The following is a 26,784-nucleotide window of genomic DNA, read 5'->3' on the forward strand; positions in this document are numbered from 1 at the left end:
ACGGAGCAAAAAGCCAGAGTATCGGTGTCACCTCTAGAAAAAGAGTACAAAATATGGTTGCGTAACGTCTCATTAAACCTGTTACTGGTTACGAATCAAGTGATTAATGTATTTGTTACATACTCAGTTTTGAACCATATTATGTATATTACTTAGTTAGTTTCTATACAATACGGTTAACGAAATATAAGGTTTTAACTGCAACATGAACTCGAATCTTAAAGATATTTTTGATAAAAGCCGTCAAGAACTCCTTGATATGGGTCTTAGAGGAAATACATTACTTAATGTCGGTAAGGGAGCCAAAATTCTAGACATTGTTGACGAAAAGTCTGAACAAGTGTTTAAGCATTTGGTTGAGGACTCAAAGACAATGTCATTTCTCCCAGCTCCCGATTCTCTAGAGAAAGAGAATAGCAATTCGATATCTTTAACTGATTTGACAGCTCATCTTGAAGAAACAAATGGTGATAAAAGGCACGCTGATAACGCTCTGCAAACTCAGTTATTTAGAAAATCACTTGATACTCGCCTACTAAAGCTGAGCACGGAAGCTATGACCTTTGTCCAAGAACAGGGTGTTGATCTACTTTATCTTGCTCTTGGTTTCGTTAAGTGGTTTGAAGATGATAATTCTGACAAACCGAGACATGCTCCCTTAGTACTTATCCCTGTTGAAATTTTCCGAGCTGATGCGGGTGATGCATACAAAATTCGCTACACAGAATCAGAACTAGGAACAAACCTTACCCTTGCCGCTAAGCTTAAAATGGAGTTCGGTATTGTCTTACCTGATTTTGAAGAAGGAGAAGAGGGTTATGATTTCCAAGGATACTTAAATTCAGTTGCGATTGCCATTTCAGGTGAACAGCGTTGGTCGGTAGAAAGCAATAAAATAGTATTAAGTTTCTTCTCTTTTGGTAAGTTTCAGATGTATCAGGACTTATCAGATGAAGTGTGGCCTGAAGGTAAAAAACCATCGGAAAATAGCTTAATTAAAAAGCTGTTTACGGAAGGTTTTGAACATGATGCAACTTTGCTCGATTCAACACCAATGGACGTTAACCGTGTGGAAGAAGTTCAACTGGTTTTAGATTCGGACTCGAGCCAAACAGAAGCCGTATTAGCTGCAAAGTCAGGGGCTAATCTTGTTATTCAAGGTCCTCCTGGTACAGGTAAATCACAAACTATCACAAACATCATCTCTCAGGCTTTAGCTGATAATAAAAAAGTGCTGTTTGTTGCTGAAAAAATGGCAGCGCTTGATGTTGTTAAACGCCGACTAGATAACTGCCATATTGGTGATTCAGTATTAGAGTTACACTCCCACAAAGCTAACAAGAAATCAGTACTTTCTTCATTAGAAAGTACACTGATGCAGCATGCTCCTGTCACTCCAGAGAGAAGTGACGATATAGACCGCTTGGTGTCTCTTCGTAATAAGTTGGATGATTACTGTCTGTCGGTGAATGAAAGTATTGCCAATACCGAAGTGAGTTATCATGATGCTCTAGGTTATAGCTCACAGCTTGAGCGAATCGTTACTGACGCTTTAATCGACTTAGATGAACTACCAAGTACCAACTTTGATTTAAATGTCTGGGATAAGAGTTATTACTTATCTGCTCTGGCGAAGATAACTGAGACTGTTGACTATTTAAGTGAGCACGATGCGCCAAGCCTCAATCTGTTTTCATCAACTACTCTTAAAGATTATTCGCCGTCTGATGATAAGGTGGCTCAAAAACTCGTCTCTGAATTAGAAGAAACACAGCAAGAAATTATTAACCAGGTTAAAGGCCTTCATACCTGCGCTGGTTATGTTTCACCTATCTATAATTACACAGACTGTATCTCGGTTTTAGAGGGTCTTTCTCTTATTGCAGATAGACCCGAGCTTGAAAGCGTTGATGTGAATTCTTCCGCTTGGGAGTCTAAAGGTGATGCGATACTCGAGTTCGCTCTTCAAGGTGCAACTCTACAAGATCAAAAGGCAGAGTTATCAGAATACTTTGTCGATAATGCTTTAGATTACGATTGGATGCCTGTCCGTGGCTCATTGCTAACGACTGGTCAGAAATGGTGGCGATTCTTATCAGGTGATTATCGAAGAGCGAAAAGTACTTATGCTGGCATGTGTAAGAATGGACTTGCTGGTGGTGCAAGTGAATGGATTGAAAAAATTGATACCGTATTGGAATATCGCTCGACTCAAAAGCGCTTCATCGATTCTGCACAACTAGCAATAGATACTATCGGTAGTCATTTTAAAAATGAGAGTACTGACTGGATCGCGATCTTAAAACCGCTTCAATGGGTTCACCAGTGCCATTCAGGAATTAAGTCTGGCTCACTCGATGCGAGTGCTGCACAGTACTTAGACCCTTCAAAGGAAATTGGATTTACCACAACAGAGCTTAACCATGTAAAAGAGTTAATCAGTAAGCGTGAAGGTGTGCTGAACGAATTAGCTTCATTACTTCAGCTAGATCTGACGAACTTTACTGACTGTTGTGACTCTTTATCTATTGATGATGTTGAGTTGTTGGGTAAAGATATTCAAAAATTCTACCCTCTAACTCGCTTTAACCGCTTAGGAGCTGAGTTAGACCGAATCGGACTTTCAAAATGGAAACAGGAGGCATTTACTTGGGCTAATGCGACAACACTTTTCCGTGACTGCTTCAAATATACGTTTTATCGCTCACTTGTTGAACATCAGTATGATTCAAGAGATGAAATCCGTTATTTCGATCGAGTTGAGCATGAAAAACAGATTGAGCAGTTCAGCTTCATAGACGGGCGGCTGTTCCACTTTGCTCAAGAGTCATTGGTTAAGCGGCTCTACGATAATTTGCCAAACCCATCAGCAAGAGGTGAAGTTGAAACTTTAAGACGTGAGTTCAATAAGAAGCGCCGTCAAATGCCAATCAGACGACTGCTTAATAAATCAGGTCGTGTGATCCAGCAGATCAAGCCCGTATTTATGATGAGTCCAATGTCGATAGCGACTTATTTAGAGCCAGGTGTGGTTGATTTCGATTTGGTAATCTTCGATGAAGCCTCACAGGTTAAAGTTGCTGATGCACTTGGGGCTATTATGCGTGGTAAGCAGGTTATCGTGGTTGGTGATACCAAGCAGATGCCGCCAACAAGTTTCTTCGGCAAACAATTAGTCTTAGATGATGAAGACGCAGAAGAAAGCCTCACTGCGGATATGGAAAGTATTCTGGGCATGTTCTTAGCGTCAGGTACAACAGAAAAGATGCTTAAATGGCATTACCGTAGCCGTCATGAGTCATTGATTGCAGTGTCTAACCAAGAGTTTTATGACAATAAGCTGATGATTTTCCCCTCATCGGGCATTAACCCTCATGCGAAAGGTTTGAGTTTTAACTACTTGCCGAATACTACATACGATCGTGGTGGCTCACGAAGTAATGTGGGAGAGGCGGCAGAGGTTGCAGAAGCTGTAATTAAACATGCTAAGACAACGCCAAATCAAACACTAGGTGTTGTTGCATTCAGCACAGCTCAGCGGGATGCAATCCTTTTGGAAGTTGAACGACTAAGAAAAGCGAACCGAGATCTTGAGGACTTCTTTGGAGAGCATGAGGAAGGGGAAGATTTCTTTGTTAAGAACCTTGAAAACGTCCAGGGTGACGAGCGTGACACCATCTATATCAGTATCGGCTATGGTAAGACGAACGAAGGTCGCTTGCCAGTGAGTTTCGGTCCACTAAACAGTGATGGCGGAGAACGGAGACTCAACGTTCTTATCTCACGTGCTCGTATGTGCATGGAGGTATTCAGTAACTTCAAAGGTGATGAGATGCCAACGACTGATGCATCTCCGTTTGGTGTTCGTGCGCTGAAGAACTTCTTACATTATGCTGAAACAGGTGATCTCGTTAAGCGAGAAGAGACAGGCAAAGCACCTGATTCACCTTTTGAAGAGGACGTTATTTCTTCAATTCACTCTCTAGGTTATCAAGTTCAACCGCAAGTAGGTTGTGCAGGTTTCTATATTGATATTGCAGTGAGAGATCCAAATAAACCTGGTCGCTATATGCTTGCGGTAGAGTGTGATGGCGCGACATACCATAGTTCAAAGAGCGCACGTGATAGAGATCGTATTCGTCAGAGTGTCCTTGAAGGACTTGGTTGGCGTTTTCACCGTATTTGGAGTACTGATTGGTTCCGCAGCCATCATAAAGAAACGGAAAGGCTAAATGATGCTATCAAGTCAGCTATTGCTTATTATGAAGCCTATGATTCAGAGTCTATTGTTGAAAAGACTGTAAAATCAAAGCCAAAAGCGGCGATTGAAAGGGTGGAAGTTGAACATCAGGCATCTGCTGCCGTTTACCAAGTTTTCCCTACAGAGCAGTTATACCTTGGATATGGCGATACGATCCCAGAAGCAAGCACGACTGCCCTAGCAGAGGATATTCTCAAAGTTGTAGAGCTTGAATCTCCAATTCACGTCAAACATCTAACTATTCGTCTTTTGTCTGCGGTGGGTAGCTCTCGAAGTGGTGCTCGGATAAATCGCTCGGTTCTAGATGGTATCGGTTTACTCAATCGGCAAGGTAAAGTTGAATTAGACGGAGAATTCATTATTGCTAAAAGCCAAGGTGAAATTACGATTCGTAATCGAGTTGAACTCCCATCAAACGAGCGCAAGTATGATTTGATCTATGATGGTGAAATCGCAAAAGCCGCAATAGAGACTGTTAAGGATACTTTCTCTATATCTAGCGATGACCTAGTTAAGTCGATTACGGAAGTACTCGGTTTTTCTAGCACAAGTAAAGCGATGAAAGATAGAACAGAAACAATACTGTCTGAGCAAGTTCAATTAGGTCATTTGGAAATAAAAGGCGACACCTACCAAGTTGCTTAGTACGAACTTAGCCATATTCCACTGAGTCATTGCTCAGTGGAACCCTTTGACCGTGTTTCTTATGCATAACAGCATCTTATGTTCAGCAATAGACTATCGGATTCATATAGTATTTACGGTATACTGATGAAACGAAGACAAACTGAGCGAGCGCACGGAATGGTCACCAGTATCAACAAAGCCAAGTTATATGAAACCGATATTATAACTAGGTTCATTCTGCCTGCGTTTAAAGAGTTAGTGACACTAGGCGACCAACATAAAGCTCGCTTAAAAGAGTTTCAAGCTACTCAACTGTATCTAACTGAAGTTATTATTGAGCAGGTGGCGTAATTATGGCAATTGTCTTCAATCAACCTCAAACCATTGCGCAGTTGTTAGAGCATAAACTCACGATTCCTTAGTACCAACGCCCATACAAATGGCAGCCTAAGCACGTCAATCAACTGATTGATGACATTTTTAACCATCGTGCTAAGCCATGTTATCGGCTTGGTACGGTGGTACTGCATCAAGACAAAGGTTCAGAAAGTGAAAAAAAAGATGATGCTCTCAACATCGTTGATGGTCAGCAGCGCCTGCTCACTTTAACGCTACTTTGTACCATTCTTGATGGGGCAGATAAAAGCATTTCATCGACTCTTCTTGAGCATAAGTTTGAATCCTCAGTCAGTATCGAAAACCTCAAGAATAATGCACAGATTATCTCTGAACGAGTAGCAGGTCTGCCTGCTACCGAAAAGCAGGAACTACTCAACTTTGTTCTTACTAAGTGTGAGCTTATCCAAGTTACGCTAGATGATCTGAGCGAAGCGTTCCAGTTCTTCGATTCGCAAAACGCTCGTGGTAAAACGCTTGCCCCTCATGACTTGCTAAAGGCTTACCACTTACGTGAAATGATGGACTCAACAGAGCAAACCGAACGTCTGCACCATGTAAGTTTGTGGGAACAGGGCGTTAACCCTGATGATGAGTCAGCAAACTTGCACACCATCTTGGGGGAATTCCTGTTCAGAATGCGTCGGTGGATTGACGGAGACTACGGCATTCAATTTAGTCGCCATAACATTGATGTGTTCAAAGGTATCAACCTAGACAGCACTCAATACGCTTATGTCGATGCAATGCTTGCGCTTGATTATGCGATTGAAACCTTTAATGCCGATCCTGCGCGTAAATGGGATAAGCAAACCAAGGGCTATCCATTCCAAGTTGATCAAGTGATGATCAACGGAAAACGGTTCTTTGAGTACATTCAGCACTATATGACCATCCACTCAAGTTTGTTTGTGGGCAAGGATGCAACGCTCGCTTCATTTGTAGAGGAACACACTAAGTACAGTGGCAGCAACCGTAAAGGAGACAGCTATGTGCGAAATCTATTCCTGTGTGCGGTGATGTACTACTACGATAAGTTCGGTGATGTGGAATTAGATAAAGCAGCACAGATCTGCTATCGCTGGGCGTATTTCTTACGTCTTGATTTGCAACGCATTGGCATGGAGTCGGTAGACAATTACGCCAAAACTCGTAGCGGGCTGTTCAGAGCAATTAGAAAAGCCGTTCACCCTCAACAGGTGTTGAACTTTCAGCCTCCTAATATCAAAGAGCCTAAGTTCAATAACGCTAAGGACGTGCAGGTATCAATTGAATCAATGAAATCGGGAAGTGCAAATGAGTGATTCGAACCAAGTAGAGCAGTTATCAGTTAAAGATCTTTTCGATAGCAAAACTCAATACGTGATTCCTATCTATCAGCGTAACTACGCTTGGGGTGCGCCTGAGATTGAGTAGCTTATCCAAGATATTAGTGACGCCGCTGGGCTTATTACTCAATCAGATGAAGCTGCTACCGCCCAACAAGCTAAGTATTATCTGGGTAGCCTCGTTGTTTATCAGCGTACAACTCATTCACACCAACCTAATGTGGTATACGAAACCATTGATGGACAGCAAAGGCATACAACGCTTTCTATCTTATTGGCATATCTAAAACATCGAGAAGTACTGGATACCGACGAACTCGAAGGGCTAGATATTAATTTAACCTTTGATAGTCGCCCAAAATCATCCAGAGCCTTAAATGATATCTATACAGGTAAAACCAATGGCGAGTCAGAAGAACCTAACATCCATGCTGCCTTTAACATTATTCAGCGTTACTTCAAAACCAAAGGGTTAGACGCAGACGATAAAACTAAGCAGTTTTTCGATTACCTGTTAGAAAGCGTTACCATACTAAGAGTTGTTGTTCCACCGCAAACCGATCTTAACCACTACTTTGAGATCATGAACAACCGTGGTGAGCAGTTGGAAAAGCATGAAGTATTGAAAGCGAAGTTCATGGGTACACTTTCTACTGATGAGGAAAGAAGCTGCTTTTCTACAATTTGGGATGCTTGCTCGAATATGAAGCGCTATACGCAGATGGGCTTTCAATCTGACTTGCGAAAAGAAGTATTCGGTGACGACTGGCAAACCATGCCACATAGCTTTGAAGCTATACAAAATAAGCACACGAGCAAGCTGCAAAAGCAAGATGCAATGACGCTACGAGAAATTATCGCCAACAAGACATCCAGCTCAAACAGTGATGATGAAGATCGAGAGAAAGAAGAGCGTTTTGGCACTGTTATCGACTTCTCAAACTTCTTGCTTCATGTTTTAAAACTTATGAAGACAGAAGAAAACGTTTCGTTAGATGACAAGAAGCTGATCGATTCATTTATTTCTAAAGACGATGGTTTGAGGGTTGGTGCCAAAGACTTTGTGTATCAACTGCTTAAGTACCGAATTCTATTTGATAGCTACATAATTAAGCCTGATCAACACGATGAAAAACGTAAGTGGAGTTTGTTAAGGCTCAATGCTTATAAAAACGGTAATAGTTTAAGTCCTGAGTATCCAAATGCCTTTAGTGACCATAACGAAAAGATTCGCATGATATTGGCAATGTTCCATGTATCGAATCCAGCATTAGTCTATAAGCGTTGGTTAAATGATGCGTTAAGGATATTAAATATCCTAGCTACTGACAATGAAAGGTTGGAAGTCGATGGTAGTACGTACTTGATAGATCTTGAAGCTCTGAGTGATAGCTACTTTGATGAAATTTGTGGTGGTTCGAAACTTGAGTTTAGGGAGGATAATGTTGGCGTCTTGCATCAAGGGACGGGCGTCCAAAACTTCGTGTTTAATCGACTAGACTACCTATTGTGGAAGCGTCTATCTGACGATGAGTCGTTTGATGGTATAGGTAAAAAAGAACTTGGGAAGCACTTTGATGATTTCCAGTTTTCATTCCGAACCTCTGTTGAACATTACTTCCCGCAAACCGATCCATCTGGCGCACGTAAGATGGACGATGTGGATCGATTTGGCAATCTCTGTCTTATTTCGCCAAGCAGTAACTCAAGGCTTAGTAATTACTCTCCGCAAGATAAGAAGACGTTCTATCAAGAGAACAATCGTGCAGAGAGCTTAAAGCAAGCAATTATGATGAGCTACCATAAGTGGGGGCCTGATGGAGTAGGGCGAAAAAATATCCTTAACCATGAAACTCATATGATCAAGACTCTTTGTAATCAGTAGTGTAATTTGTAAGAGCTAATCTTGAATTGAATACAGTTAAGCGGACTTCGTAACTGTGACTCGGTTCCGCTTCCATATAAGTTAATTCATGTTTTACTAAATTAAAAAAGATAACTCGAATTGCCCTTATTCCGTGCTGGCAACTAGGAAGGAATCCTTCGTAGTTGCTTAAATCACCTTTGCCTCAAAATGCGCTAGCTCCAGATCTATGACTAATCTCTCGCGCCAGTTCTTGACCTACTTTTCCTAATAGCAGATTATAAAACAAGTTGATCAAATGAAATTATACAGACAAAGTCATGGAACGAATTGAACCATTCAATGCACAAACTTTAGAGGCAGCTTGCCGAGTGCTTGCTGACACTGAAAGAGGCTTAACAGGAGCAGAGTTAGGATATTTAATTCAGGATTGCAAAATCCTTGATATCAGCCCAACGATGACCAAATGGAAGAGGTTGTTTAACGCTTTAGTCAGTGCTCAAAATACGTATCAAGTTGGTAACCATCTAATTATGTTTATTAATCGTGCATTGAATCCTGTTAACTATGCTCGTGATAAAGAAAAATTTGAATGGCGTCGGTCTGAGCTGAATGTGGTTCTGTCTTTCTCTGGTTTTCATGTCCGAGAGGATGGAAAAACTATCCGAACAGACAAAGAGACGACCCTTAAAGGAGCAAGAGAGAGAGCTGGAGCGCTAAGAGTAAAGCTTGAAGATAGAGGTGCTCACACTGAAGTGTTTAAGTATTGCCGTGCTGAATTACTCGATGAAAACTACTTTCATGCAGTTCTAGAAGCCATAAAAGGTATAGCGCAAAGAATTCGGGATATGTCCCTATTAACAACTGATGGTGCTGAACTCGTAAATACAGCATTTTCTGTTAAAAATCCTGTACTAAAAATCAACTCTTTAACTACAGAAACAGAAATAAGCGAACAGAAAGGCTTTAGCAATATGCTTGTTGGACTTTTTGGGGCAGTGCGCAACCCAGTTGCTCATGCACCCAAAATGTACTGGGTAATGAGCGAACAAGATGCTTTAGATGTTTTGTCTACCACATCATTCATTCATACATAGGAAATTGGATATTGCTGTGAAAGCATAAATTCACTTTGGACTCATAGAACAAAAATCCCCCGCCCACTATTGATACATTATTCTCTAGCGCCTAAATTCCCTTTGTATAGGTTCTTGAGTGGAGAAAAAGCTCTAAGATCATGATATAGTGAATAAAAATATATTCGAGTGTATTATGACTGTACAAGCAATCAAAATTACTAATTTACTATCATTCGATGAACTGGTCGTCAATAACTTGAATGATATGAACTGTATTGTTGGTAGGAACAATGTAGGTAAATCTAATTTACTTAAAGTCTTAAAGTTTTTTTACAACAAATTAGAAGGAAAAGAAGAGTTGCCGCCCAAGCTCAACTCAAACTATTCATATAAAGGTTCGATATCAATAACCTTTGATATGACTAGAATCTTTAGAATCGCTAGGAAGCAACCAACCAACACGTATTTCGCATTCATCATTAGAAAACTCGTTCCATTGCATAAACGAAGTATGTTTACATTGATGCGATACGATAACGACCATACTACTTATACGTTAACGTTGAATATATATAACGATGGAAAGGTAAAGTGGTCAACAAATGATAAGCAGACGCTAAATCTGATTTTATACCTTTTCCCTTTTTTCCATATTGAACCTAGGCATATGGATCTACATGAATGGGATAGCTTATGGGATCTTATATCACGATTGAAGTCATTCAATCTGTCAAAAATAGATGATCAAACTATAATTGACTTTTTTGACAAGTCCATTAACGCTGATGGTGAAAGTTCATATAAAAACTATATATCCGAACTAAATAGCACGATTTCTACCAAACCGAGCACACAAAAAGAAAAATTATTAAGCTATATTAAGGCGGGCTTAAAAGGATATCGATTTGAGATAGATGAAAATGATCTTAAATATCACTCAGATGGTACAAATTCATTTCATTTCATTAAGACGTTTTTAAAAATATTAATTACAATTTCGCGAAGGGAGTATATAACACCGTTTGTATTTATTGACGAACCTGAGCTTGGGCTTCATCCAAAAATGAATGAGGTGTTAATTCACGATATCTATAACAGCTATAAGTACAATAACGGTCGTGATCATAAAGTAACAAGACCAAGAGTGTTTTTGACTACGCATTCACCAAATATTGTAAAAGAGATAATCAAGAAATTTCGTGATTATCAACGAGTATTTTGTTTTCAAAAGAGAAGTGACTCAACAACATCGATTCATACTCTAAATTCAACGTATGATAGTGAAAGCTTTATTAACACATTTAGCGATAATGAAGCTAGATTATTTTTTAGTGATTATATTCTATTTGTTGAGGGGGAAAGCGAATTAGAAGTATTTGGCAATATGATGCTATCAGAGCACTTTCCACATCTAAGAAATATCGATATATATAAGAGTAGTAGTAATGTCATTGGGGAGAGAGTTAACCCTTCTTACTCTAACTCCGCGATCCCCTACATGTTTCTCTTTGATGCTGATAAGGCTATATCAGTTAAAGGTCAACCGAATAGTTTTGAATTGAAACTACAAAAAAACGGTAATTATTTTAACTTCTGGAAGAAGACTTTAGAGGCTGAGTTTAATAAATACAAACTCGGATTTAGTAAAAAACAAAAAGACAAAATGAAGAATGTTAAATATTTATTGTCGTGTGATAAAAAGAATCTTAAGGTTGATCCTACAAAACAAGATTTCTTAAAGGAAAGTGATTTTGATAAAATTTTTTCCGCCGTAAAAAAACGCTTATTGGAAAAAAATATCTACATTAATAGAACAACTTTGGAAGGATGTCTAATTCAGAAAAGCAGTGCTGAGATTCTATATGGTTGGTTAGACAAAAAGTATGGCACTAATACTCAATCAATTATAACTAGGATTAATAATAGTAAGTTCATAACCGAAGATATGTTAATTGATTATATACGAGTTATTTTCAATGGAAAGTCTAAAGCTCTTACTGACTATAGTCACTTTAATGTTGAAGCGTACAAACAAACCATGCAAAAAGGTAATAAAGTAAACGGAAACCTAAGATACACATCTAGACACGCTAAATTGCTAATGGGTTTACTAGAGCAAGCCACTGTTAAAAATAAAGATCTCGAGAAAACAGACGGATGGACAACTAACTTTATTAACTATGCCGTTGAATATATAGAAACTCAATCTTTGCATAAGAATCAGACATTTGGAAGTACCTTCAAGGTTTACTTCCCTGAGCTTTATGATATTATTCGTATGCTTCAACCCGATAGTAGAGGGGAGATATGAGTTTTCACGAGTATCTGAGGGCTTGCCCCTCCCTCTCTTTGTTTCTGGGAGTTCGTCTTCCAGTAACTTTGAGTACAGTCCCAATAGTTACTAATCTGGTCGCGCTGATTAATGTGTCTGATAGTACACACCTACGGTGTAATAGTGTTCTTTTGTATCGGGTTGAAGCAATATAATGAATAAAAAAGTTAGTGATGAATTCTTTAATAACGCCATTCTAAAAGGTAATGTAGCACTATTAGATGATTTTTCTACCAGTGTCATTGAACGAAAGTCTGGGGCTGATATATTTTTCGAGATATTAAAAGATTCTGATCACAAAATCGTAAATGATAGAATTACAAGGTTTGTTCTATCCAAGATTCCTGTAAACTCTTCTGCTTGCGGTTTTGTCCCTGGTAAGTCTTATTATGACTTTCTAAGACCACACATCAGTGGTTATTACTTTTTAAGACTCGATATAAAGAAGTTTTTCCACTCCATATCTGTGTTGGAAGTTAAAAACCTCCTGAGTCAGTACTTCAGTGATGACAAAAAAGGTGCAAAATACTCGGCATTAGACATTGCTTATATGTCTATTACTCACAAAGTTAATAATAATTTCGACGATGATGACATAAAAAAAAAGAAATACTTCCTATTGGCTTTTCATCTTCCCCTGTCGTTTCTAATATAATTTTTAGAAGAATCGATATTTTGATCCAGAAACTGTGTGAAGATAAAGGGATTGTATACAGTAGATATGCAGATGATATGCTTTTTTCATCGAGCAAGAGTCGATACCTCCATTCTGAGCAGTTTGAAAGAGACATCTCTATATTTGTCTCCACTCTTTCTCTTAAGTTAAAAAAAAGAAAAAGAAAGGCAGTAGAGAATACTATATCGCTTAATGGGTATGTAATTCAGAATACCAAGTTAAAGAAAAACCTGTTCTTTAATGTTTACAAACAAGATCCCATTGGTTCAATTAGACTCTCTGATAAAAAACTAAAACACTTAAAAAAACTATCTGCACTTTTAAGAAAAAATAGAGATTCTGTCTATATCATGGAGAGTATTTTTCAGTTGAACTATAACAAATTTAAAAGAACATACGGCGAAAACATAAACTTCTACATCCAGTACTCTGATGACCAGTTACAAAATAAGATAAAAGGTTATCGGTCATATTTGGTTTCCTTGATTAAATACAATGAAAAATACGGATGTGTAGCCAATAACTGTATTGTCAAAGTAAAAGAGTTAGTTCGTGTTTTCGAGTCCAATATAAAATAGTTAAAGATAAAGGCGCTAGCTTAATAGCTAACGCCTGTTGCAGTCCTTGTAGTGGTTCCGTAACATTGAACATGAGTATAGATGTTATCCATATATTTTTTCATCCGAGTCGAATGCATATTGATCCTATTCGTAACACGAAAATGTCCAGTTGTGAACTACAATACCAGCAGAGTGATTTGTACGATCTAGCCATAACTTTTCAGAGTTAATATGACGATCAGATGTCTAATTGTATTCCCATGCATGGGAATGAGGTAGCTTGCTTAAAATCAGCGGCACTTTATTTCGTTGAACATGCCGATTTGGTTGATTCTCATTAGTTGGAATGGCTTTATTCACCATTTCTCTTCGCTCCCACTGTCGGCTTTCAGTTCGATACTTTCTCCTTTCGGCACTATATGCATTTCCAGATTTAGCGATGATAAGATGCGAAATAGAGTCTGAATCCTGGTGGTCTCTGGATTAATCTCAAACTTGGAAATAGTGTCTTGTTTTAGACCCACGGGGTCGGCAGCCTTAGCTTGAGACAGGTTCTTGTGTTTTCTTTCGTCACGCAGATGTATTGCTAACTGCCTAGATGATGTTATCAACATAATAATTCCTCGTATTTACCCGCGATAGAGGGTAGTTTGTGCTTTACCCGCAGTCAAGGGTAAAAAGGAAAAACAGCCCCATCGGGGCTGTTGGTTCTATTCTACTTTTTGTTTGAGTTCTTCGATTTTTCTTCTTAATGCTACTGCTTTTATATCAGTTTTTGATGAGTCACGGTCACGAAGCTTTAGAGGGGTTAGCTTAGAAAAGACTTTAACGAATCTCATAAGGCTAGCTTTGTCTTCAAGGTTAAACTTACGCTTACTGCGCATATGCTCAACAGATTCTTTATCATCTTCTTTAAAGAGAAACTCGTTATAGTAAGTATCAGGCATTCTTGCTGCTCTGAGTCTGTTTTTCACTCTGTACAAAGCCTGATGGATTTCTTGTGCTTCAAGAACATCAATCTCATCTTCACCCTCTAGCTCGTCAAAAGCATCTGATGCTTGATGTATCAATGCAGCAATCTTGCAGACTTGCTCTTCTTTTGAATTAATAACAACGCTTTGCTTTTCATGCAGTTCTTCTTTTCTGTACTTTTTATATAACTCGTTAGCTGGTCTAAAGTGAGACATGATCTCGTCAAAGTTGTGCTCAGTAATTTCGTACTTTCCAGATTTCGCTTCTTCAGTGCCATATTTGGCAATGAGGTGTTTTATAGAACGCGGAGAGGAGGGGGCAGTGATCGGTAGCTTTATTAATGTTATATGTGTTGCGTTGCCGCTACTATTTATTAACTCAGGATCTCGGACAATAATGTAAAGTATCTTGCCACTTTTGTTTTTTTGAAATCGCGGTAGGGGAGATTTCTTTTGTTTTGGTGTTACTGTAACGTTATCAGTTAATTCATTATTTATTTTTTTAAAAATACTCATATTATTATCTTTTTATTATTATTTGTTGTTATATTTTAATTATAGCATTTAAATTTATAATATAAACTGTAATGTTATTGTTTGTATTAAATTCATCAGTTAATTTTTTATTTTTAAATGATGGTGAGTTTTTCTATTTATATTACAAAAATAAAAAAGAGAGCTTCAGCCCTCTTTTTTGCATTAATATGTATTTTCAGCGATATCTTTTGGTTTCTTCTTGATGTTGCGTCTTCTGTTCTGCTTTTTGTTGTCAGAAAAGATACCTTCGTTTTTATATGTTTTTTCTATTTGTTCAATGGCTTGGTTAATTGCTAGGTCTTGATCTTCATGTGCCGCGACAGGGGTTATTTTCAATTCCCAGTGGTTCTTCTTGCTTAGTTCGAAAAAGATTAGAAGCAGATGATAGAAGAATTTACTTAGCGATTTAGATGCCGAGTATATGCCTTGTTCCTGCTCATAAATTGCGTGAACGAAAGCTTTGTCGCGTTTTTTGATGCGCTTACCGTGATAGAGCCAGAAATCTATCGCATCTTCCATAGCTTTTTGATGTTGCTTTTTACACGAGGTAATGAAGAAGTTAAACATGTGTTTATCCCATTCCTCCATTTGTTTTTTACTTTATCAGCATGTGCCTCAGCATCTCTTCTTACTGTTTCAAATCTTTGCTCTGCAAAATCTTTTTGCGATTCAAACAATTCTCTAACTTCGTAATTTTCAATTTGTGACTCGTCATAGTTACTTATAATGTTTGCATCACTTGCTAGAACACCAGATTTTATCAAGCCGCCGAGGGTGAACTTGTTACCGCTCCTGAGCTTAGAAGCGGGTATGATGAAGTCATTGTATTTGTAAACAAGACCAACGAATTTTTCGTTGCTTCTGTCTTCTTTAAGTATTGTTTCGACGCCATTTCTTAACAGTGCTATTTGATAAAGAGCTAAGCTCGCTTTAGTAGTGTGCTCATCGCTTACACCTAGTTTCTCTAGATTTTTGGCTCTAGCTCGTACTAGCGCTGGCAGCTCTTTAATGCTTGACTCAACTAAGCGTCTCATCATCAACTTCACTGAGTGAGAGTACTTGTCAGAAACGACTGCTTCGCCCCTTGCTAGTATCTCTGATGAGTTTTCTAGCTGTATTAATCCAAACTCTTTTTCTTGTTCGCGCATGATTTCTTGTGCAGCTTCAACAGACATCCAGTTGCTGATGACTTTGTTTGTTTCCAAGTCTTGTGTTGATACAGTTATGTGTACGTGCTGAGAATCAGTATCTTCGTGTCTAAACGCGATGTAGCGTGCGTTTTCGTAACCTAGGTGATTCATAGTCTTTTTTACTGTTTTACGCCACTGCTTGTCTGTAAGTCGCTCTCCTTCGTCTATAGATATGACGAAGTGGCGGAAAGGGTGTTTGACTGTAGGGTTGTGCTTATAGCTGCTTTGCAGTTCAGTGATAGCATCGTGCCAGTCAGCGCCAGTAGCCAGTTCGCTCATCTCAACTGGAATGGATTCGATTTCATTAGCGCAGATGAAGAAGGAGTGTCCTTGGGATACTGGAGCATGTTTTGTTTTACCAGCTCCGTACTTCACTAGGTTGTCGGCGTCTTTTTGTTTAGCGCCATATTCCACGAGGTTCTGAGCGTCCTTAGCGGTTTGCTGACTTCTTGTGCATTCTAGTTCTGTAAATATCATTTTATTGTCTCTTTATTATTATCGTTAGTGAGAAAGTAATAAGAAATGGTAGATAAATCCGCCTTAAAAATAAGGCGGGAGTTTAGGCTTTATAATTCAGCTTCTTCTAGTATCTTTTGTTTGCATATCTCATCTAACTGACGCGAAGATAAGTACTTTAAAGCTAGTATTTTAGCTGTTGCTGATGAGTGAGAATCTATTGCTAGCTTGCGTATAATATTAACGATCTTCTCAAGTTCTTTAATGCCTCTACTCAGTTCAGCTATCTCAGCGCTGTCAGCATCCTCAAGATCTTCTGCAAGCACTTGCAGGGCTTTTGATAGCTCCTTGGTTTCTTTAAAGTAGTTTGAATACGCTTCGTCATTGTTTGGTCGTGGTTCGACTTGATTTAAAGCTACGTCTCTAAGAAAAGCAGCGTTAGAGCGGTAGTTGTAACTTTTCTTGTTAGCGATGAAGCGCTCGTGCTGTTCTGCTGTTATATGTGTTTTTAATGCAATATTGTATAAGTCTTTAGTTTCTTTGCGCTCTTCTTTGAATCCGTTTTTCACTGCATCGAGGATGCGAAATGATTCAGTAACAACATCATCGTTAAAGCTATCTGCATTATTTTTAGCGTAAATACTTTTTAAAATGCAATTACAAAAATGCGCATGAGAACTTAGCGTAAGTTTAGATGTGTTTGAAAAAGGTGGAAGTAGGGAAGGTACAACAACTTGTAATTCTTCTAAGCTGTAATCTGTTTTCTCAATAAGCGATCTTAGCTTATCTTTATTTTCTCTTTTAGTGTTGGATACTATTTCTCTTATTGCGTCATCTAGTTCTTCTTTTAATGATAAGTTCATTTTATTATTTCTCTTTTTATTATTATTTTATTTTTATTATCTATAGAGCAACAGCGTGCGACTTAGCGATAACTGCGAAGCATGTTAGCGCAACCGACTAGCGGGAGGCTAAAGCTACAAACGACCTATTTGGAACAAATAGGGAAGAGCAGTATCCGCTTGTTAATTTCTTTTTTCTTATATTATAACCATAAATACTATGAAATTATAGTTTATTTTTATTCTTTACTTTATATAATCAGGTTTAATTTGTTGGTTGTTTTAAAAGCTATCGCACTAATAAATATAAATATTTAGATTATTTAAAATGATAAAAGGTGATTTATTTTAAATTTTCAAATAACAAAGTAAATGCTATTTATATTTTTCATGCACTATTTATTATGCTATTTATTTTTTTGTAAATTAAATTGTTTTTCTTATGGGTGTCTATATTTTATGGTTTAACTTTTGGTTGAATGTAGGTATAAAAACCATAATTTTTAATGTTATCTTGATAAGATAATAATAAGTTTATTAACCGAGGGCTAATATGTTATTGGTTTGTTTATATGTTAAATCGTCTGTGTTGTTGGAGTTCTTTTCCTTATTGTAAACTTTTCTCGTTTAGACACATACATAGAAGAATCAGCCAGTTCAATCATATCCTGACTGGTTTTAGTTGGGTTATCAGAGTGCTTGTCGTATAAATAATATCCTGTTGAAACTGTAACTTTGATTTTTTGTGCATTGAAGCTCAGTGGGTTGGTTTGTTTAAGTAATTCATCTAGTGCCAAGCACCATTCATGTACTTGACTTTCTGTGTAATTTGGTAAGATCGCAATAAATTCGTCTCCTCCTAGACGGGATATGCAGTGTGCAGGCTTTTCCAATAATTTTAAAGTTGAACCAAAGAGTTTCAACGCCTCATCACCTAAGATATGACCACCATAATCATTGATTAATTTTAAATTATCCATATCCATAAATACTACAGCTATAGTATGAATCTCATTGTTTTTCAAAGACGAATCTATAGCGTTCAGGGCAGCTTCACGGCTCTTAAGCTTTGTTAGATAATCATGATTAAGTCGTGATTCAAGTTGCGTGATTTTTTGCATAAGTTCTTTGTTTTTTTGCTCTAAATGAAAAATCGTTTCTTGCAGCGTTTTCTCGTAGCGAGAGTTAACTCTGTCTTCGTGTCTCTCAATAGAATCAAATACCATCATTCACCCAACATCAGTTTTAACACAGGCGTTGAGAATACATAGTACTACGTCGTAATGTGTCGTATTTGTTTTGCTTATTATCCAACAGAAGTATCAATAACAGATTTTAATTTGCATAGAGAGCTGATCTAAACCTGAGCTATGTGGAGGTGATTCTTATTGTAATCCATATCGAGATATTGATTGATTTGCGTTCATGTGACTTTTTCTGTCTTCGTTTGTTGACCATTACGCCTAATGATAGTTCAAGAGGTAAATTCGCTTGTGGTTTAATAACGTATTGATACGTGTTGAATACTGAAGAATAGACAGTTTATCTGCTTAGAAAGGGCGATATCTTTTAGGGGAACTTTATCAACCTTGAGCTTGTCATCTGCGGCCAGTACTTTGGGTGGAGAGCAATCTTCGGGGCTTCAGCATCTAGCAGTTTCTCAACCAGCAACTTTTTGAGTCTGGCATTTCTTCTTTTAGTGTTTTTAGACGAGCTTCAGAGGGCATCCAGTGCAGCGTATGTAAACCATCCTAGATTCAAAGCTTGCCGCAAAGCGCTCGGGCTGAAATACCTTCTTTCGCTCCCTCTAAAATGGCAATGGTTTGCTTTTCATTGAGCGTTTTTTTTGGATATATGCACATTGCTCGATATTAACTGAATTAGATTAAGGGGACCTAGCCAGGTTATATACGACACATTATGTCAGAAGTTGATGTACTCTTCATTTTGTTGAATTGCCAGGCGAAGTGACGAACTCATAGTTGCATAAAAAGAACAAAAAGCGTATTAATATTTAGAATTATAAATAAAAAAATCAATGTGTTGTATGAAATTTATCCGTTTCACGCGTAGTGTTCACGAACCTCACAATGAGTCGGATATCTTTTGAATCATCATATTCTATACAAGTTGGATCAGATGGCTAAGCGAGCAAGCACCCAAGAATCTTTAGTAATTGCGTTTGAAATTTTGAAACGTATTCCTAAATTTCATCAAACTACAGCAAAAGAACTACATGAACAACTGTGTCAAATAGGTTTAGTACGTGATTTGCGAAGTGTCCAACGGACGTTGGAGATGCTTTGCGAACATTTTGATATTGTGCGCGATGATCGTAGTAAGCCATATGGTTATCGGTGGGATAGAAACAGTCAAAGTCTGGCGTTACAAAACCTAACACCTCAAGAAGCGCTACTGTTGGCATTGTCCCAAGAGTATTTGACGCATCTTCTACCTGCTAACTTACTTTCGTCACTTGATGGGTTCTTCCAAGAAGCTAAATACCAGCTTAATCCTAGCTTAATCAATAGTAAGGAGCGTCAGTGGTTAAAAAAAGTTGCTGTTGTTAGTGAAACTCAACCTTTACTTCCACCTAAAATTGACTCCTGTGTTTTTCAAGAAATTAGCAACGCGCTTTATCATAATCGTCTATTAAACATCGAGTACTATAATGCTCGACAAGAACATAAGTCAGGAATAGTGATGCCCTTGGGGTTAGCGCAACAAGGGCATAGACTTTACCTTGTTTGTCGTTTTGATGGATATGATAATGAGCGTAGTTTAGCCATTCATAGAATTACAAAAGCAGCTAGTTCGACGTTCACATTTGAGCGCCCCAAAACATTCAAGCTAAGTCAGTATGATGCTGATGGCAGATTTCGTTTTGGTGAAGGGGAGAAGTGCTCTCTGTCGTTCTCTATCACAAAGGAAGCTGGTTTCCATCTTACCGAAACACCATTGTCAACAGATCAAACTATTACTGAGTCAGACAAACATTATAACGTGTTTGCGACAGTAGTTCGTTCTAAGCAACTCCAGCATTGGTTAGATGGCTTCAAAGAAAATATTTGGGATGTGAATTTGGCAAGCATCGAAAATTAACATGTTATCCCAGAGCCTAAGCCTTATAAAAAACTGCGCAATAGCAGATGATTAGGTTTCGTTTTTAAAAACAACAATGTAAGAGTCGAAGCTTATCAATAGGCGGAATTGTTAAGTATTAGAAAAGAGAACAATATGTATACTAAACTAATATCTAAATGGAAAATTCCATCTGAATTGTCAGAAAAAGTCGGATTATTCGTGGAACCCAACAAAACATTTGACACTATTCTAGCGAGAGATGTGGAGCTGTTTAAAAAAGAAGCTAGTTCGTTTAGTCCTATACTTGAGCTACTAAATAGTTGCTATAGCACAGTTCAGAACGTCTTGTCAGCAGAACGTTGGGTCAGTTTAGATAATGAAATATATTTTGATAAGCGGGTAGTTGGCTTTTGGTTGATTAAGTCGCAGCCGAATTGCTTTAAAGATTATCACTCAGGAACAGAGTTAAGTTATGTCGAAGATGATATAAATAATATAATCCTTGATCCAGTTAATGAATGGTCAATTCCAAATTTAGCTGAACTAGACTCTTTGACTGAGTTAAGTAATGCTCCATTTAATACGTATAGTAAGCGACCTGTAAACTACCAGCATGCACTTTTTGATTACAATGACCTAGTGACTGGTTTTCATTTTGATAAAGAAAAAAGACATGATTGTTCCACTGGGAAAGCTTTACCATTTTTATCTTCAGATTTGAAAGAGATGTCAGATAGAGATCTGTTTATAGAAATTCTCCAGCGCGGTTTTAGGCTAGTAGAGCTAAAAAATAACGAAGATTATGAAACGCTATTAAAAATTTTCCATCTTGGGGATAAGAGCCTTTTCAACAAATATACAAATATTGCTGATGAAGTAATAGACAGGGCAGTAACACAGAAGGTAGTTAATTCGCTTCTTATTGAAGATACAATACGGGCCGATATTAGCCCTTACCATAAGAAAATCCTTGATGATACCGAGTTGGGTCATTGGTCATTGTGGCAAGATGAGCTAGATACTGATGCTTCTATTACCATCGATCTACCAACCAAACTCGTTGCACGAGATCCAAAGACAAGCATCAATGATGGTGTGGTATCAATTGACTTCGGTACAAAAAGCACAGTTGTTGTATATCAGAAAGATAACGTCAACATTCACCCGATGCGTATTGGTACTGGTGACCTTAGTAAAGAGATTGCTTCTCATCACTATGAAAACCCAACCATCATGGAGTTTATCAATCTAGAGTCATTTACGAGTGCCTATAATGCTAAAGCAAACAAACCTTATACTCGTTGGAAAGATCTAACAATATCTCACACTGCACAAAACTCAATGCAAGGTAGTGAGTCAAGCAAATTCAACACTTTCTTAGATGAAATTAAGCAGTGGGCGGGTGATAAAAACAGAAAGCTTAAGATCGTAGATCAGCATGGAAAGGTTATCGATTTACCTCCATTTCTTGAGTTGAAAGATGATGATTTCAATCCAATTGAAATCTATGCCTATTACTTAGGTTTGTATATTAATAACCTCAATAACGGTATCTTTATGGATTACATTCTCTCTTTCCCTGTTACGTATGAAATGCCAATTCGTGACAAGATTATCGAGAGTTTTGAAAAAGGTCTTAAGAAGTCGCTTCCTGCTGAACTTGGCGAAAAAACGATTAACCAGATCACGGTGACCAAAGGTGCAAGCGAACCTGCTGCTTATGCATTGACTGCTTTACAGCAGTACGGTTTTGATCCAGAAGGTGATGAGCGTGTGTTTTATGGCGTATTTGATTTCGGTGGTGGTACTACAGACTTTGATTTTGGCATCTACAGTGAACCAACAGATCCCAAAGATAAAAGACGCTTTGACTACGTGATTGAACACTTTGGTGCGGGTGGTGACAAGTTCTTAGGTGGTGAAAATCTATTGGAGCTTCTTGCTTTTGAAGTATTTAAAAAGAATAAGAGTGCTTTGCTTGAAAAAAGCATTCAGTTTGAAAAACATCCAGAGAGAGATGCGTTTGCAGGGAGTGAGCAGCTCCTAAGTAACTCCCAAGAAGCAAGAGTGAACACCAAGCAACTTTGTATTGCTTTACGTCCATTCTGGGAAGAGCATGAGGACTTTTCATTCGATGCGTCTGGTGAGCTTTCAGTGACTTTGACAGATATTAATGGTGTTCGACACTCTGCTTTTGCTCTAGATATTGATTTAGAAGAGCTGAATCAAATCTTGTCAGATCGTATTGAACGAGGAGTTGAGAATTTCTTTGATGCGTTACGTTTGGCATTTAGTAATAGTCGGTTAACATTAACAGATATCGATAATGTGAAAATTTTCCTTGCTGGTAATTCTAGTCAATCAAGCTTTGTAAATACTCTATTTAACAAACATATAGCTATACAGCACCAAGACATGGGTGTGTCTGAAGGTGAAAGCCGTTTTGAGCTGTTTGCTCCTTTAGGGACTGATAAGAGTGATGTTGAGAAGCCTACGGGTAAAACTGGCGTTGCATTTGGCCTTATCGAGTCTCGTGATGGTGGCAGCGTAAAAGTTGTCGATCATAATATTGCAGATGAAGATGTTCGCTTCAAATACTACCTAGGTGAAAGTCGTAAGAAAAAATTCAAGCCTCTAATCGATAGAGAGATGAAGTTAAATCAGTGGTATGACTTCATAGATGCTTATTATGACACGTTTGAAATCTTCTTTACGGAACAGCCAAGTTCAAGCACTGGTCAGATGTCGATAGGTGACAGTAGCATTAAAAAGAAAGTAGTTAAGCTTGATGTAACGAATGAAGAAGCTCTTGTTTATATTAAGTTAGTATCACCAACCGCAATCGAGTATGTCGTGGCAAATGAAGCAGATATTGTTAACGAGCAATACATAAACGAAATTCAACGTATTGAACTATAAGGTAAAAGAATGATTGTTCCTCCGACCCTGATCCCAAGTATTATTACAACAATTACCAAGATCGCATCTAGCATTGGTCCCATGATTGCCAAGTATGCCCCGATGGTCATTGAGGTTGTTGGTAAAAACTTGCCGAAAGTTGTCAATACAGTAGAGGCCATCAGCCTGGTAGCTGATGTATTAAAACCTAACGAACGTGCTGACGAGCTTGGCGCGAAGGCAATGGCAGCGGAAAAGACACCAGAAGATTTCGAACAGATCAATGATTACATCGATTATTTGCGAAATGATGTAATCATTGATGAAGAAAACCTTAGCACTGATGCTGTTGATGTAATAACACGTCAAGCTGTTGGTGTTGCAATTGCCGTAAAAGGTATGGGGCAAGCTTTGGAAGCAGATGTTTCGATTCCATTCTTAAACGCTATCAGTGAGCTTGATATCGATCCGAAAGTCGTTATTGCCCTTGTGAAATCTTATGAATCAAGTGGTTTAAATTCAGATGATGTTCAAAAGTATTTGGGTGATTCTTTGAGTATTGAGGATACTCACCGACATAGTAATGTATTCGTTAATGCTTATCAGACTGCCAATCCAACGATGAGTGTGGAAGAAGCAGAAGATGCTGTAATGGATTTACGCTAAGGATTTATGATGTCAGACAAAGCGTTAGCAGAACTAATTCGAACAGCAGAGCATAAAGTTGAATCCAGAGAATACTTAGAGAAACCAACCTGGCTTAATGACCATGACTTTACTTTATATCACATAAAAGAAGTCACTTTTGATGAAGACTCGCCGAGAAAAGAAGCGTTTGAGAATGTATTGAGTTCACTCAGCATTGAAGGGGTTGTATTCATCTATGTGCTATTAAGTGATGGTAAAAAGGTCAATTTCTTATTTGGTATAGCTAAGGATAAAAAATACAAAGGTGAATTAGTTCTTGATGTTGACGATATAGGCGAATCAATTCTAAAGCCCTCACTCGAAGGTAACTTTAGAGGTAGTGTTGTAAGGCGCCTAGATAAAGTAGAGCGTGTCGTAGTAAAAAGCACCATAGAGTCATATGCTCATATAGCAAAGTTAGACGGAGTACCGAGTGTTCATGAAGATAATGAACAATTTCAAGGGGTTGACCGCCTAGTTGATATTATGAATGGTGATAATTTCTGCTTGATGGTAATGGCAGATCCTCTATCTCTACGAGAAATCAATCAGATAGAGAGCCAGTTATATAGTATTTACAACAAGCTTTTGCCTCTATCGAAAAAAAGTGTTCAGGATGGCGATAATTTTTCAACGACTCAAGGCACGTCGGAAGGATCAACTGACACTACCTCAACAGGGGAAAATGACGGAATTAGTATTACTAAGAATACAGGGAAATCAGTAACAATAACTACTGGAACAAACAAAACTGGTAGCAGCGAGCAAACCTCACGAAGCGCTGCTGAAATTGACCATCATAAACATCAAAATGGTTCTGAAGCGAAAACTAAAGGGACAACGACTTCAAAATCAATTGCTAAAAATGTGGGTAGCAATACATCAAATCAAAAAGGCAGGTCATCAAGCGAGTCACGAGAGTATGGTGATAAATCAATACAAGAATGGCTTACCTATATTGATGAGGTATTATTGAAACGCGTACAGGTTGGAAAAAATAAAGGTCTTTATTTATCTAATGTTTACCTTTTTTCTGACTCGATAGCAAGTGTACTAAAACTTGGGAATACAGCTCGATCTATATTTTCTGGTGAGGACATAAATAAATCACCTTTAACGTTTAAGAACGTAGCCAATCCAAATGAGCTAAATGCGGTAAAGAATTTCCAATTCCCCATGCTTAAAAAAAATTATAAGGATTCGCTTGATGGAAGTATTAGCAATGAACAGCAACTAGATTTACTTTTTTCTAGAAAGCCATTTAATCGTTATTTGTGTAATTGGTTGTCGACTAATGAGTTGAGTGTAGTTGCAGGTTTGCCTCAAAAAGAGATAGTCGGCTTAACACTGAAAGAAGAAGTCGAGTTTGGTTTGAATGTGAGTTCAGATATCGAAAATGAAAACCAACTCTATCTAGGTAATCTAGTGAAAAGTGGTTTACATCAAAATATCGATGTCAATATAGACAAGAGAGATCTTGATAAGCACACCTTTATCGCTGGAGTTACGGGTAGTGGTAAGACAACGACTTGTCATCGTTTACTTGAGTCAGCAAAAATGCCATTCTTGGTAATAGAACCTGCAAAAACAGAGTATCGGGTATTAACCAAGAAGAACAAAAACATTCTTATTTTTACTCTTGGTAACGATAATATTGCCCCCTTCAGGTTGAATCCTTTTGAGTTCTTTCCGCACGAAAACATTACTTCTCGTGTTGATATGATCAAAGCAAGTATCGAATCTGCTTTTGATATGGAAGCGGCAATACCTCAGTTAATAGAAGCTTCAATCTATAGAAGCTACGAGAATAAAGGTTGGAATATTGCGACGTCTAAGAACAAGCGATTTGAAGATCCGTTCGCTCCAGGTGTTTATGCGTTCCCTACCTTGAGTGACCTGATTGCTATGACTGAACAAGTCGTTATGGAACAGGGATTTGATGACAGGCTGAAACAAGATTATATAGGCTCCATTAAGGCTAGATTGCAAGGTTTACTTATTGGTTCAAAAGGGCTAATGCTAGATACCCCTCGCTCTATTAACTTTAAAGACTTAGCGACTAAAAATGTGATTTTAGAGCTTGAAGAAATTCGCAATCCAAGTGAAAAGTCGCTTGTTATGGGCTTTGTGCTAGCTAACTTAAATGAAGCGATTAGAGCTAATTATTATGAGTATCAGAGTGAAGGAAAGAAGTTCCGTCACATTACTTTGATCGAAGAAGCGCACCGATTGCTATCGAAATTTGAACCAGGAGATAGCCAGAATAAGAAACAAGGTGTTGAAGCGTTTGCCGATATGTTGGCAGAGGTTCGTAAGTATGGCGAGTCACTCATTATCGTAGACCAAATTCCAAATAAACTCACACCAGAAGTGTTAAAAAATACCAACACAAAGATCATTCATAAGCTTTTCGCAAAAGATGACAAAGAAGCTGTGGGTAATACGATGGCTCTTTCTGATGAACAGAAAGACTTTCTATCCAACCTTGAACCTGGCCGAGTGATATTATCCAGTTCAGGTATGAGCAAACCGCTTCAAGTTCAGATCAAAGAACTTGTTAGTACGACCAATGAAAAAGATGTGTCTCCTAGCGACATTAGTCAACTTGCTCTTGCTTACTATGCAAAGAATTATAAGTCAGGTTTAATTCAGGGCTTAGAGCTATTAGAAGAGGAGCCTTCTATCGATGACGTGGAAAAGTTTCTTCATGGTGAAATTGCAGAAGCCTGGTATGACACGTTAGGCAAAGAAAAAGATAGACGCAGACTTATTCAATGTTTGGAGAAGTTTGGTTGGGAGTTTATGTATCAATATATTTCTTTATGTTGCTACAACCCAAGTAGTGCAAAAGATAAAGAGACCCGAGAAGGTACATTGTATGACTTCCTCTCATGCTTAAATGAAGATAGCGAAACTCGCATTTCAATATATCAGCGAGATGAATTCAGAAAAGATATCAAAGTGAGAGGCTAGGAATTATGGGTTTTTGGAGTAGC

At 38.1% G+C, this 26,784-nt stretch carries 18 protein-coding genes and 1 pseudogene; 13 read left to right on the forward strand and 6 right to left on the reverse strand.

Features of this window, described 5'->3' with window-relative positions; genetic code table 11:
• The first annotated feature begins 205 nt into the window (after nt 1-205).
• The 9 genes and pseudogenes from R8N46_RS09625 to R8N46_RS09665 all read left to right on the forward strand — a co-directional run bounded on the left by R8N46_RS09625 (nt 206) and on the right by R8N46_RS09665 (nt 13,141).
• Nucleotides 206-4,906 carry a DUF3320 domain-containing protein gene (locus R8N46_RS09625; RefSeq protein WP_318098377.1) on the forward strand — a complete coding sequence of 1,567 codons (4,701 nt, stop codon included), beginning with the start codon at nt 206-208 and terminating at the stop codon, nt 4,904-4,906.
• 126 nt (nt 4,907-5,032) lie between these two features.
• The gene (locus tag R8N46_RS09630) at nt 5,033-5,239 is read left to right on the forward strand and encodes a hypothetical protein (protein WP_029809394.1); all 207 of its coding nucleotides are present in this window, start codon (nt 5,033-5,035) and stop codon (nt 5,237-5,239) included.
• A gap of 83 nt (nt 5,240-5,322) precedes the next feature.
• A pseudogene (locus R8N46_RS09635) lies at nt 5,323-6,588 on the forward strand (DUF262 domain-containing protein); the annotation flags it as partial.
• Entirely contained in the window at nt 6,581-6,700 is a 120-nt protein-coding gene (locus tag R8N46_RS09640; RefSeq protein WP_250156715.1) for a DUF262 domain-containing protein, read from the forward strand. The pseudogene R8N46_RS09635 and the gene R8N46_RS09640, both read left to right, overlap by 8 nt.
• Nucleotides 6,701-6,712: 12 nt before the next feature.
• A complete protein-coding gene (locus R8N46_RS09645; RefSeq protein WP_258870105.1) occupies nt 6,713-8,497 on the forward strand; it encodes a DUF262 domain-containing protein in 1,785 nt (594 codons plus the stop codon).
• 299 nt (nt 8,498-8,796) lie between these two features.
• Nucleotides 8,797-9,573 (forward strand): TIGR02391 family protein, encoded by a 777-nt coding sequence (locus R8N46_RS09650; RefSeq protein WP_115385932.1) that lies wholly within the window; start codon nt 8,797-8,799, stop codon nt 9,571-9,573.
• Nucleotides 9,574-9,748: 175 nt separating this feature from the next.
• Nucleotides 9,749-11,866 carry a retron Eco8 family effector endonuclease gene (locus R8N46_RS09655; protein WP_029809391.1) on the forward strand — a complete coding sequence of 706 codons (2,118 nt, stop codon included), beginning with the start codon at nt 9,749-9,751 and terminating at the stop codon, nt 11,864-11,866.
• A 175-nt stretch (nt 11,867-12,041) separates the two neighbouring features.
• Entirely contained in the window at nt 12,042-12,542 is a 501-nt protein-coding gene (locus R8N46_RS09660) for a hypothetical protein (RefSeq protein WP_250156718.1), read from the forward strand.
• Entirely contained in the window at nt 12,542-13,141 is a 600-nt protein-coding gene (locus R8N46_RS09665) for a hypothetical protein (protein ID WP_318189651.1), read from the forward strand. Before R8N46_RS09660 ends, R8N46_RS09665 begins: the two co-directional genes overlap by 1 nt.
• A gap of 338 nt (nt 13,142-13,479) precedes the next feature.
• Here the strand turns inward: R8N46_RS09665 and R8N46_RS09670 are convergent, their stop codons facing one another.
• The 6 genes from R8N46_RS09670 to R8N46_RS09695 form a co-directional block, all read right to left on the reverse strand.
• A complete protein-coding gene (locus R8N46_RS09670; protein WP_025593110.1) occupies nt 13,480-13,737 on the reverse strand; it encodes a helix-turn-helix domain-containing protein in 258 nt (85 codons plus the stop codon).
• A 96-nt stretch (nt 13,738-13,833) separates the two neighbouring features.
• Nucleotides 13,834-14,610 (reverse strand): hypothetical protein, encoded by a 777-nt coding sequence (locus R8N46_RS09675; protein WP_025591604.1) that lies wholly within the window; start codon nt 14,608-14,610, stop codon nt 13,834-13,836.
• Between the two features lie 183 nt (nt 14,611-14,793).
• Nucleotides 14,794-15,150, reverse strand: coding sequence for a hypothetical protein (locus R8N46_RS09680; RefSeq protein WP_318098376.1), 357 nt, complete (start codon nt 15,148-15,150; stop codon nt 14,794-14,796).
• A complete protein-coding gene (locus R8N46_RS09685; protein ID WP_318098375.1) occupies nt 15,135-16,298 on the reverse strand; it encodes a relaxase/mobilization nuclease domain-containing protein in 1,164 nt (387 codons plus the stop codon). Before R8N46_RS09685 ends, R8N46_RS09680 begins: the two co-directional genes overlap by 16 nt.
• 89 nt (nt 16,299-16,387) lie before the next feature.
• Nucleotides 16,388-17,140, reverse strand: coding sequence for a chromosome partitioning protein ParA (locus R8N46_RS09690; protein ID WP_115385934.1), 753 nt, complete (start codon nt 17,138-17,140; stop codon nt 16,388-16,390).
• A gap of 554 nt (nt 17,141-17,694) precedes the next feature.
• Nucleotides 17,695-18,348 carry a GGDEF domain-containing protein gene (locus tag R8N46_RS09695; protein ID WP_049879076.1) on the reverse strand — a complete coding sequence of 218 codons (654 nt, stop codon included), beginning with the start codon at nt 18,346-18,348 and terminating at the stop codon, nt 17,695-17,697.
• Between the two features lie 910 nt (nt 18,349-19,258).
• On the opposite strand from R8N46_RS09695, the gene R8N46_RS09700 reads away from it, so the two are divergent.
• The 4 genes from R8N46_RS09700 to R8N46_RS09715 all read left to right on the forward strand — a co-directional run bounded on the left by R8N46_RS09700 (nt 19,259) and on the right by R8N46_RS09715 (nt 26,761).
• Complete coding sequence (locus tag R8N46_RS09700) at nt 19,259-20,221, forward strand: helix-turn-helix transcriptional regulator (RefSeq protein WP_115385935.1); 963 nt, start codon at nt 19,259-19,261, stop codon at nt 20,219-20,221.
• A 135-nt stretch (nt 20,222-20,356) separates the two neighbouring features.
• Nucleotides 20,357-23,122 (forward strand): hypothetical protein, encoded by a 2,766-nt coding sequence (locus tag R8N46_RS09705; protein WP_029809386.1) that lies wholly within the window; start codon nt 20,357-20,359, stop codon nt 23,120-23,122.
• Nucleotides 23,123-23,131: 9 nt separating this feature from the next.
• A complete protein-coding gene (locus R8N46_RS09710; RefSeq protein WP_079856076.1) occupies nt 23,132-23,767 on the forward strand; it encodes a hypothetical protein in 636 nt (211 codons plus the stop codon).
• A 9-nt stretch (nt 23,768-23,776) separates the two neighbouring features.
• On the forward strand, nt 23,777-26,761 hold the full coding sequence (locus tag R8N46_RS09715) for an ATP-binding protein (protein ID WP_115385936.1): 2,985 nt from the start codon (nt 23,777-23,779) through the stop codon (nt 26,759-26,761).
• Nucleotides 26,762-26,784: the final 23 nt, after the last annotated feature.

The sequence above is a fragment of the Vibrio sp. 1874 genome (assembly GCF_033344395.1).
Taxonomy (GTDB): domain Bacteria; phylum Pseudomonadota; class Gammaproteobacteria; order Enterobacterales; family Vibrionaceae; genus Vibrio; species Vibrio alginolyticus.

What these genes read in the sequence shown, in the direction of transcription:
- R8N46_RS09630 (WP_029809394.1), top strand. Translation starts at nt 5,033, where the DNA reads ATGAAACGAAGACAAACTGAGCGAGCGCACGGAATGGTCACCAGTATC.
- R8N46_RS09655 (WP_029809391.1), top strand. Translation starts at nt 9,749, where the DNA reads ATGACTGTACAAGCAATCAAAATTACTAATTTACTATCATTCGATGAA.
- R8N46_RS09640 (WP_250156715.1), top strand. Translation starts at nt 6,581, where the DNA reads ATGAGTGATTCGAACCAAGTAGAGCAGTTATCAGTTAAAGATCTTTTC.
- R8N46_RS09695 (WP_049879076.1), bottom strand. Translation starts at nt 18,348, where the DNA reads ATGATGGTATTTGATTCTATTGAGAGACACGAAGACAGAGTTAACTCT.
- R8N46_RS09715 (WP_115385936.1), top strand. Translation starts at nt 23,777, where the DNA reads ATGTCAGACAAAGCGTTAGCAGAACTAATTCGAACAGCAGAGCATAAA.
- R8N46_RS09710 (WP_079856076.1), top strand. Translation starts at nt 23,132, where the DNA reads ATGATTGTTCCTCCGACCCTGATCCCAAGTATTATTACAACAATTACC.
- R8N46_RS09670 (WP_025593110.1), bottom strand. Translation starts at nt 13,737, where the DNA reads ATGTTGATAACATCATCTAGGCAGTTAGCAATACATCTGCGTGACGAA.
- R8N46_RS09675 (WP_025591604.1), bottom strand. Translation starts at nt 14,610, where the DNA reads ATGAGTATTTTTAAAAAAATAAATAATGAATTAACTGATAACGTTACA.
- R8N46_RS09625 (WP_318098377.1), top strand. Translation starts at nt 206, where the DNA reads ATGAACTCGAATCTTAAAGATATTTTTGATAAAAGCCGTCAAGAACTC.
- R8N46_RS09680 (WP_318098376.1), bottom strand. Translation starts at nt 15,150, where the DNA reads ATGGAAGATGCGATAGATTTCTGGCTCTATCACGGTAAGCGCATCAAA.
- R8N46_RS09685 (WP_318098375.1), bottom strand. Translation starts at nt 16,298, where the DNA reads ATGATATTTACAGAACTAGAATGCACAAGAAGTCAGCAAACCGCTAAG.
- R8N46_RS09690 (WP_115385934.1), bottom strand. Translation starts at nt 17,140, where the DNA reads ATGAACTTATCATTAAAAGAAGAACTAGATGACGCAATAAGAGAAATA.
- R8N46_RS09650 (WP_115385932.1), top strand. Translation starts at nt 8,797, where the DNA reads ATGGAACGAATTGAACCATTCAATGCACAAACTTTAGAGGCAGCTTGC.
- R8N46_RS09700 (WP_115385935.1), top strand. Translation starts at nt 19,259, where the DNA reads ATGGCTAAGCGAGCAAGCACCCAAGAATCTTTAGTAATTGCGTTTGAA.
- R8N46_RS09705 (WP_029809386.1), top strand. Translation starts at nt 20,357, where the DNA reads ATGTATACTAAACTAATATCTAAATGGAAAATTCCATCTGAATTGTCA.
- R8N46_RS09660 (WP_250156718.1), top strand. Translation starts at nt 12,042, where the DNA reads ATGAATAAAAAAGTTAGTGATGAATTCTTTAATAACGCCATTCTAAAA.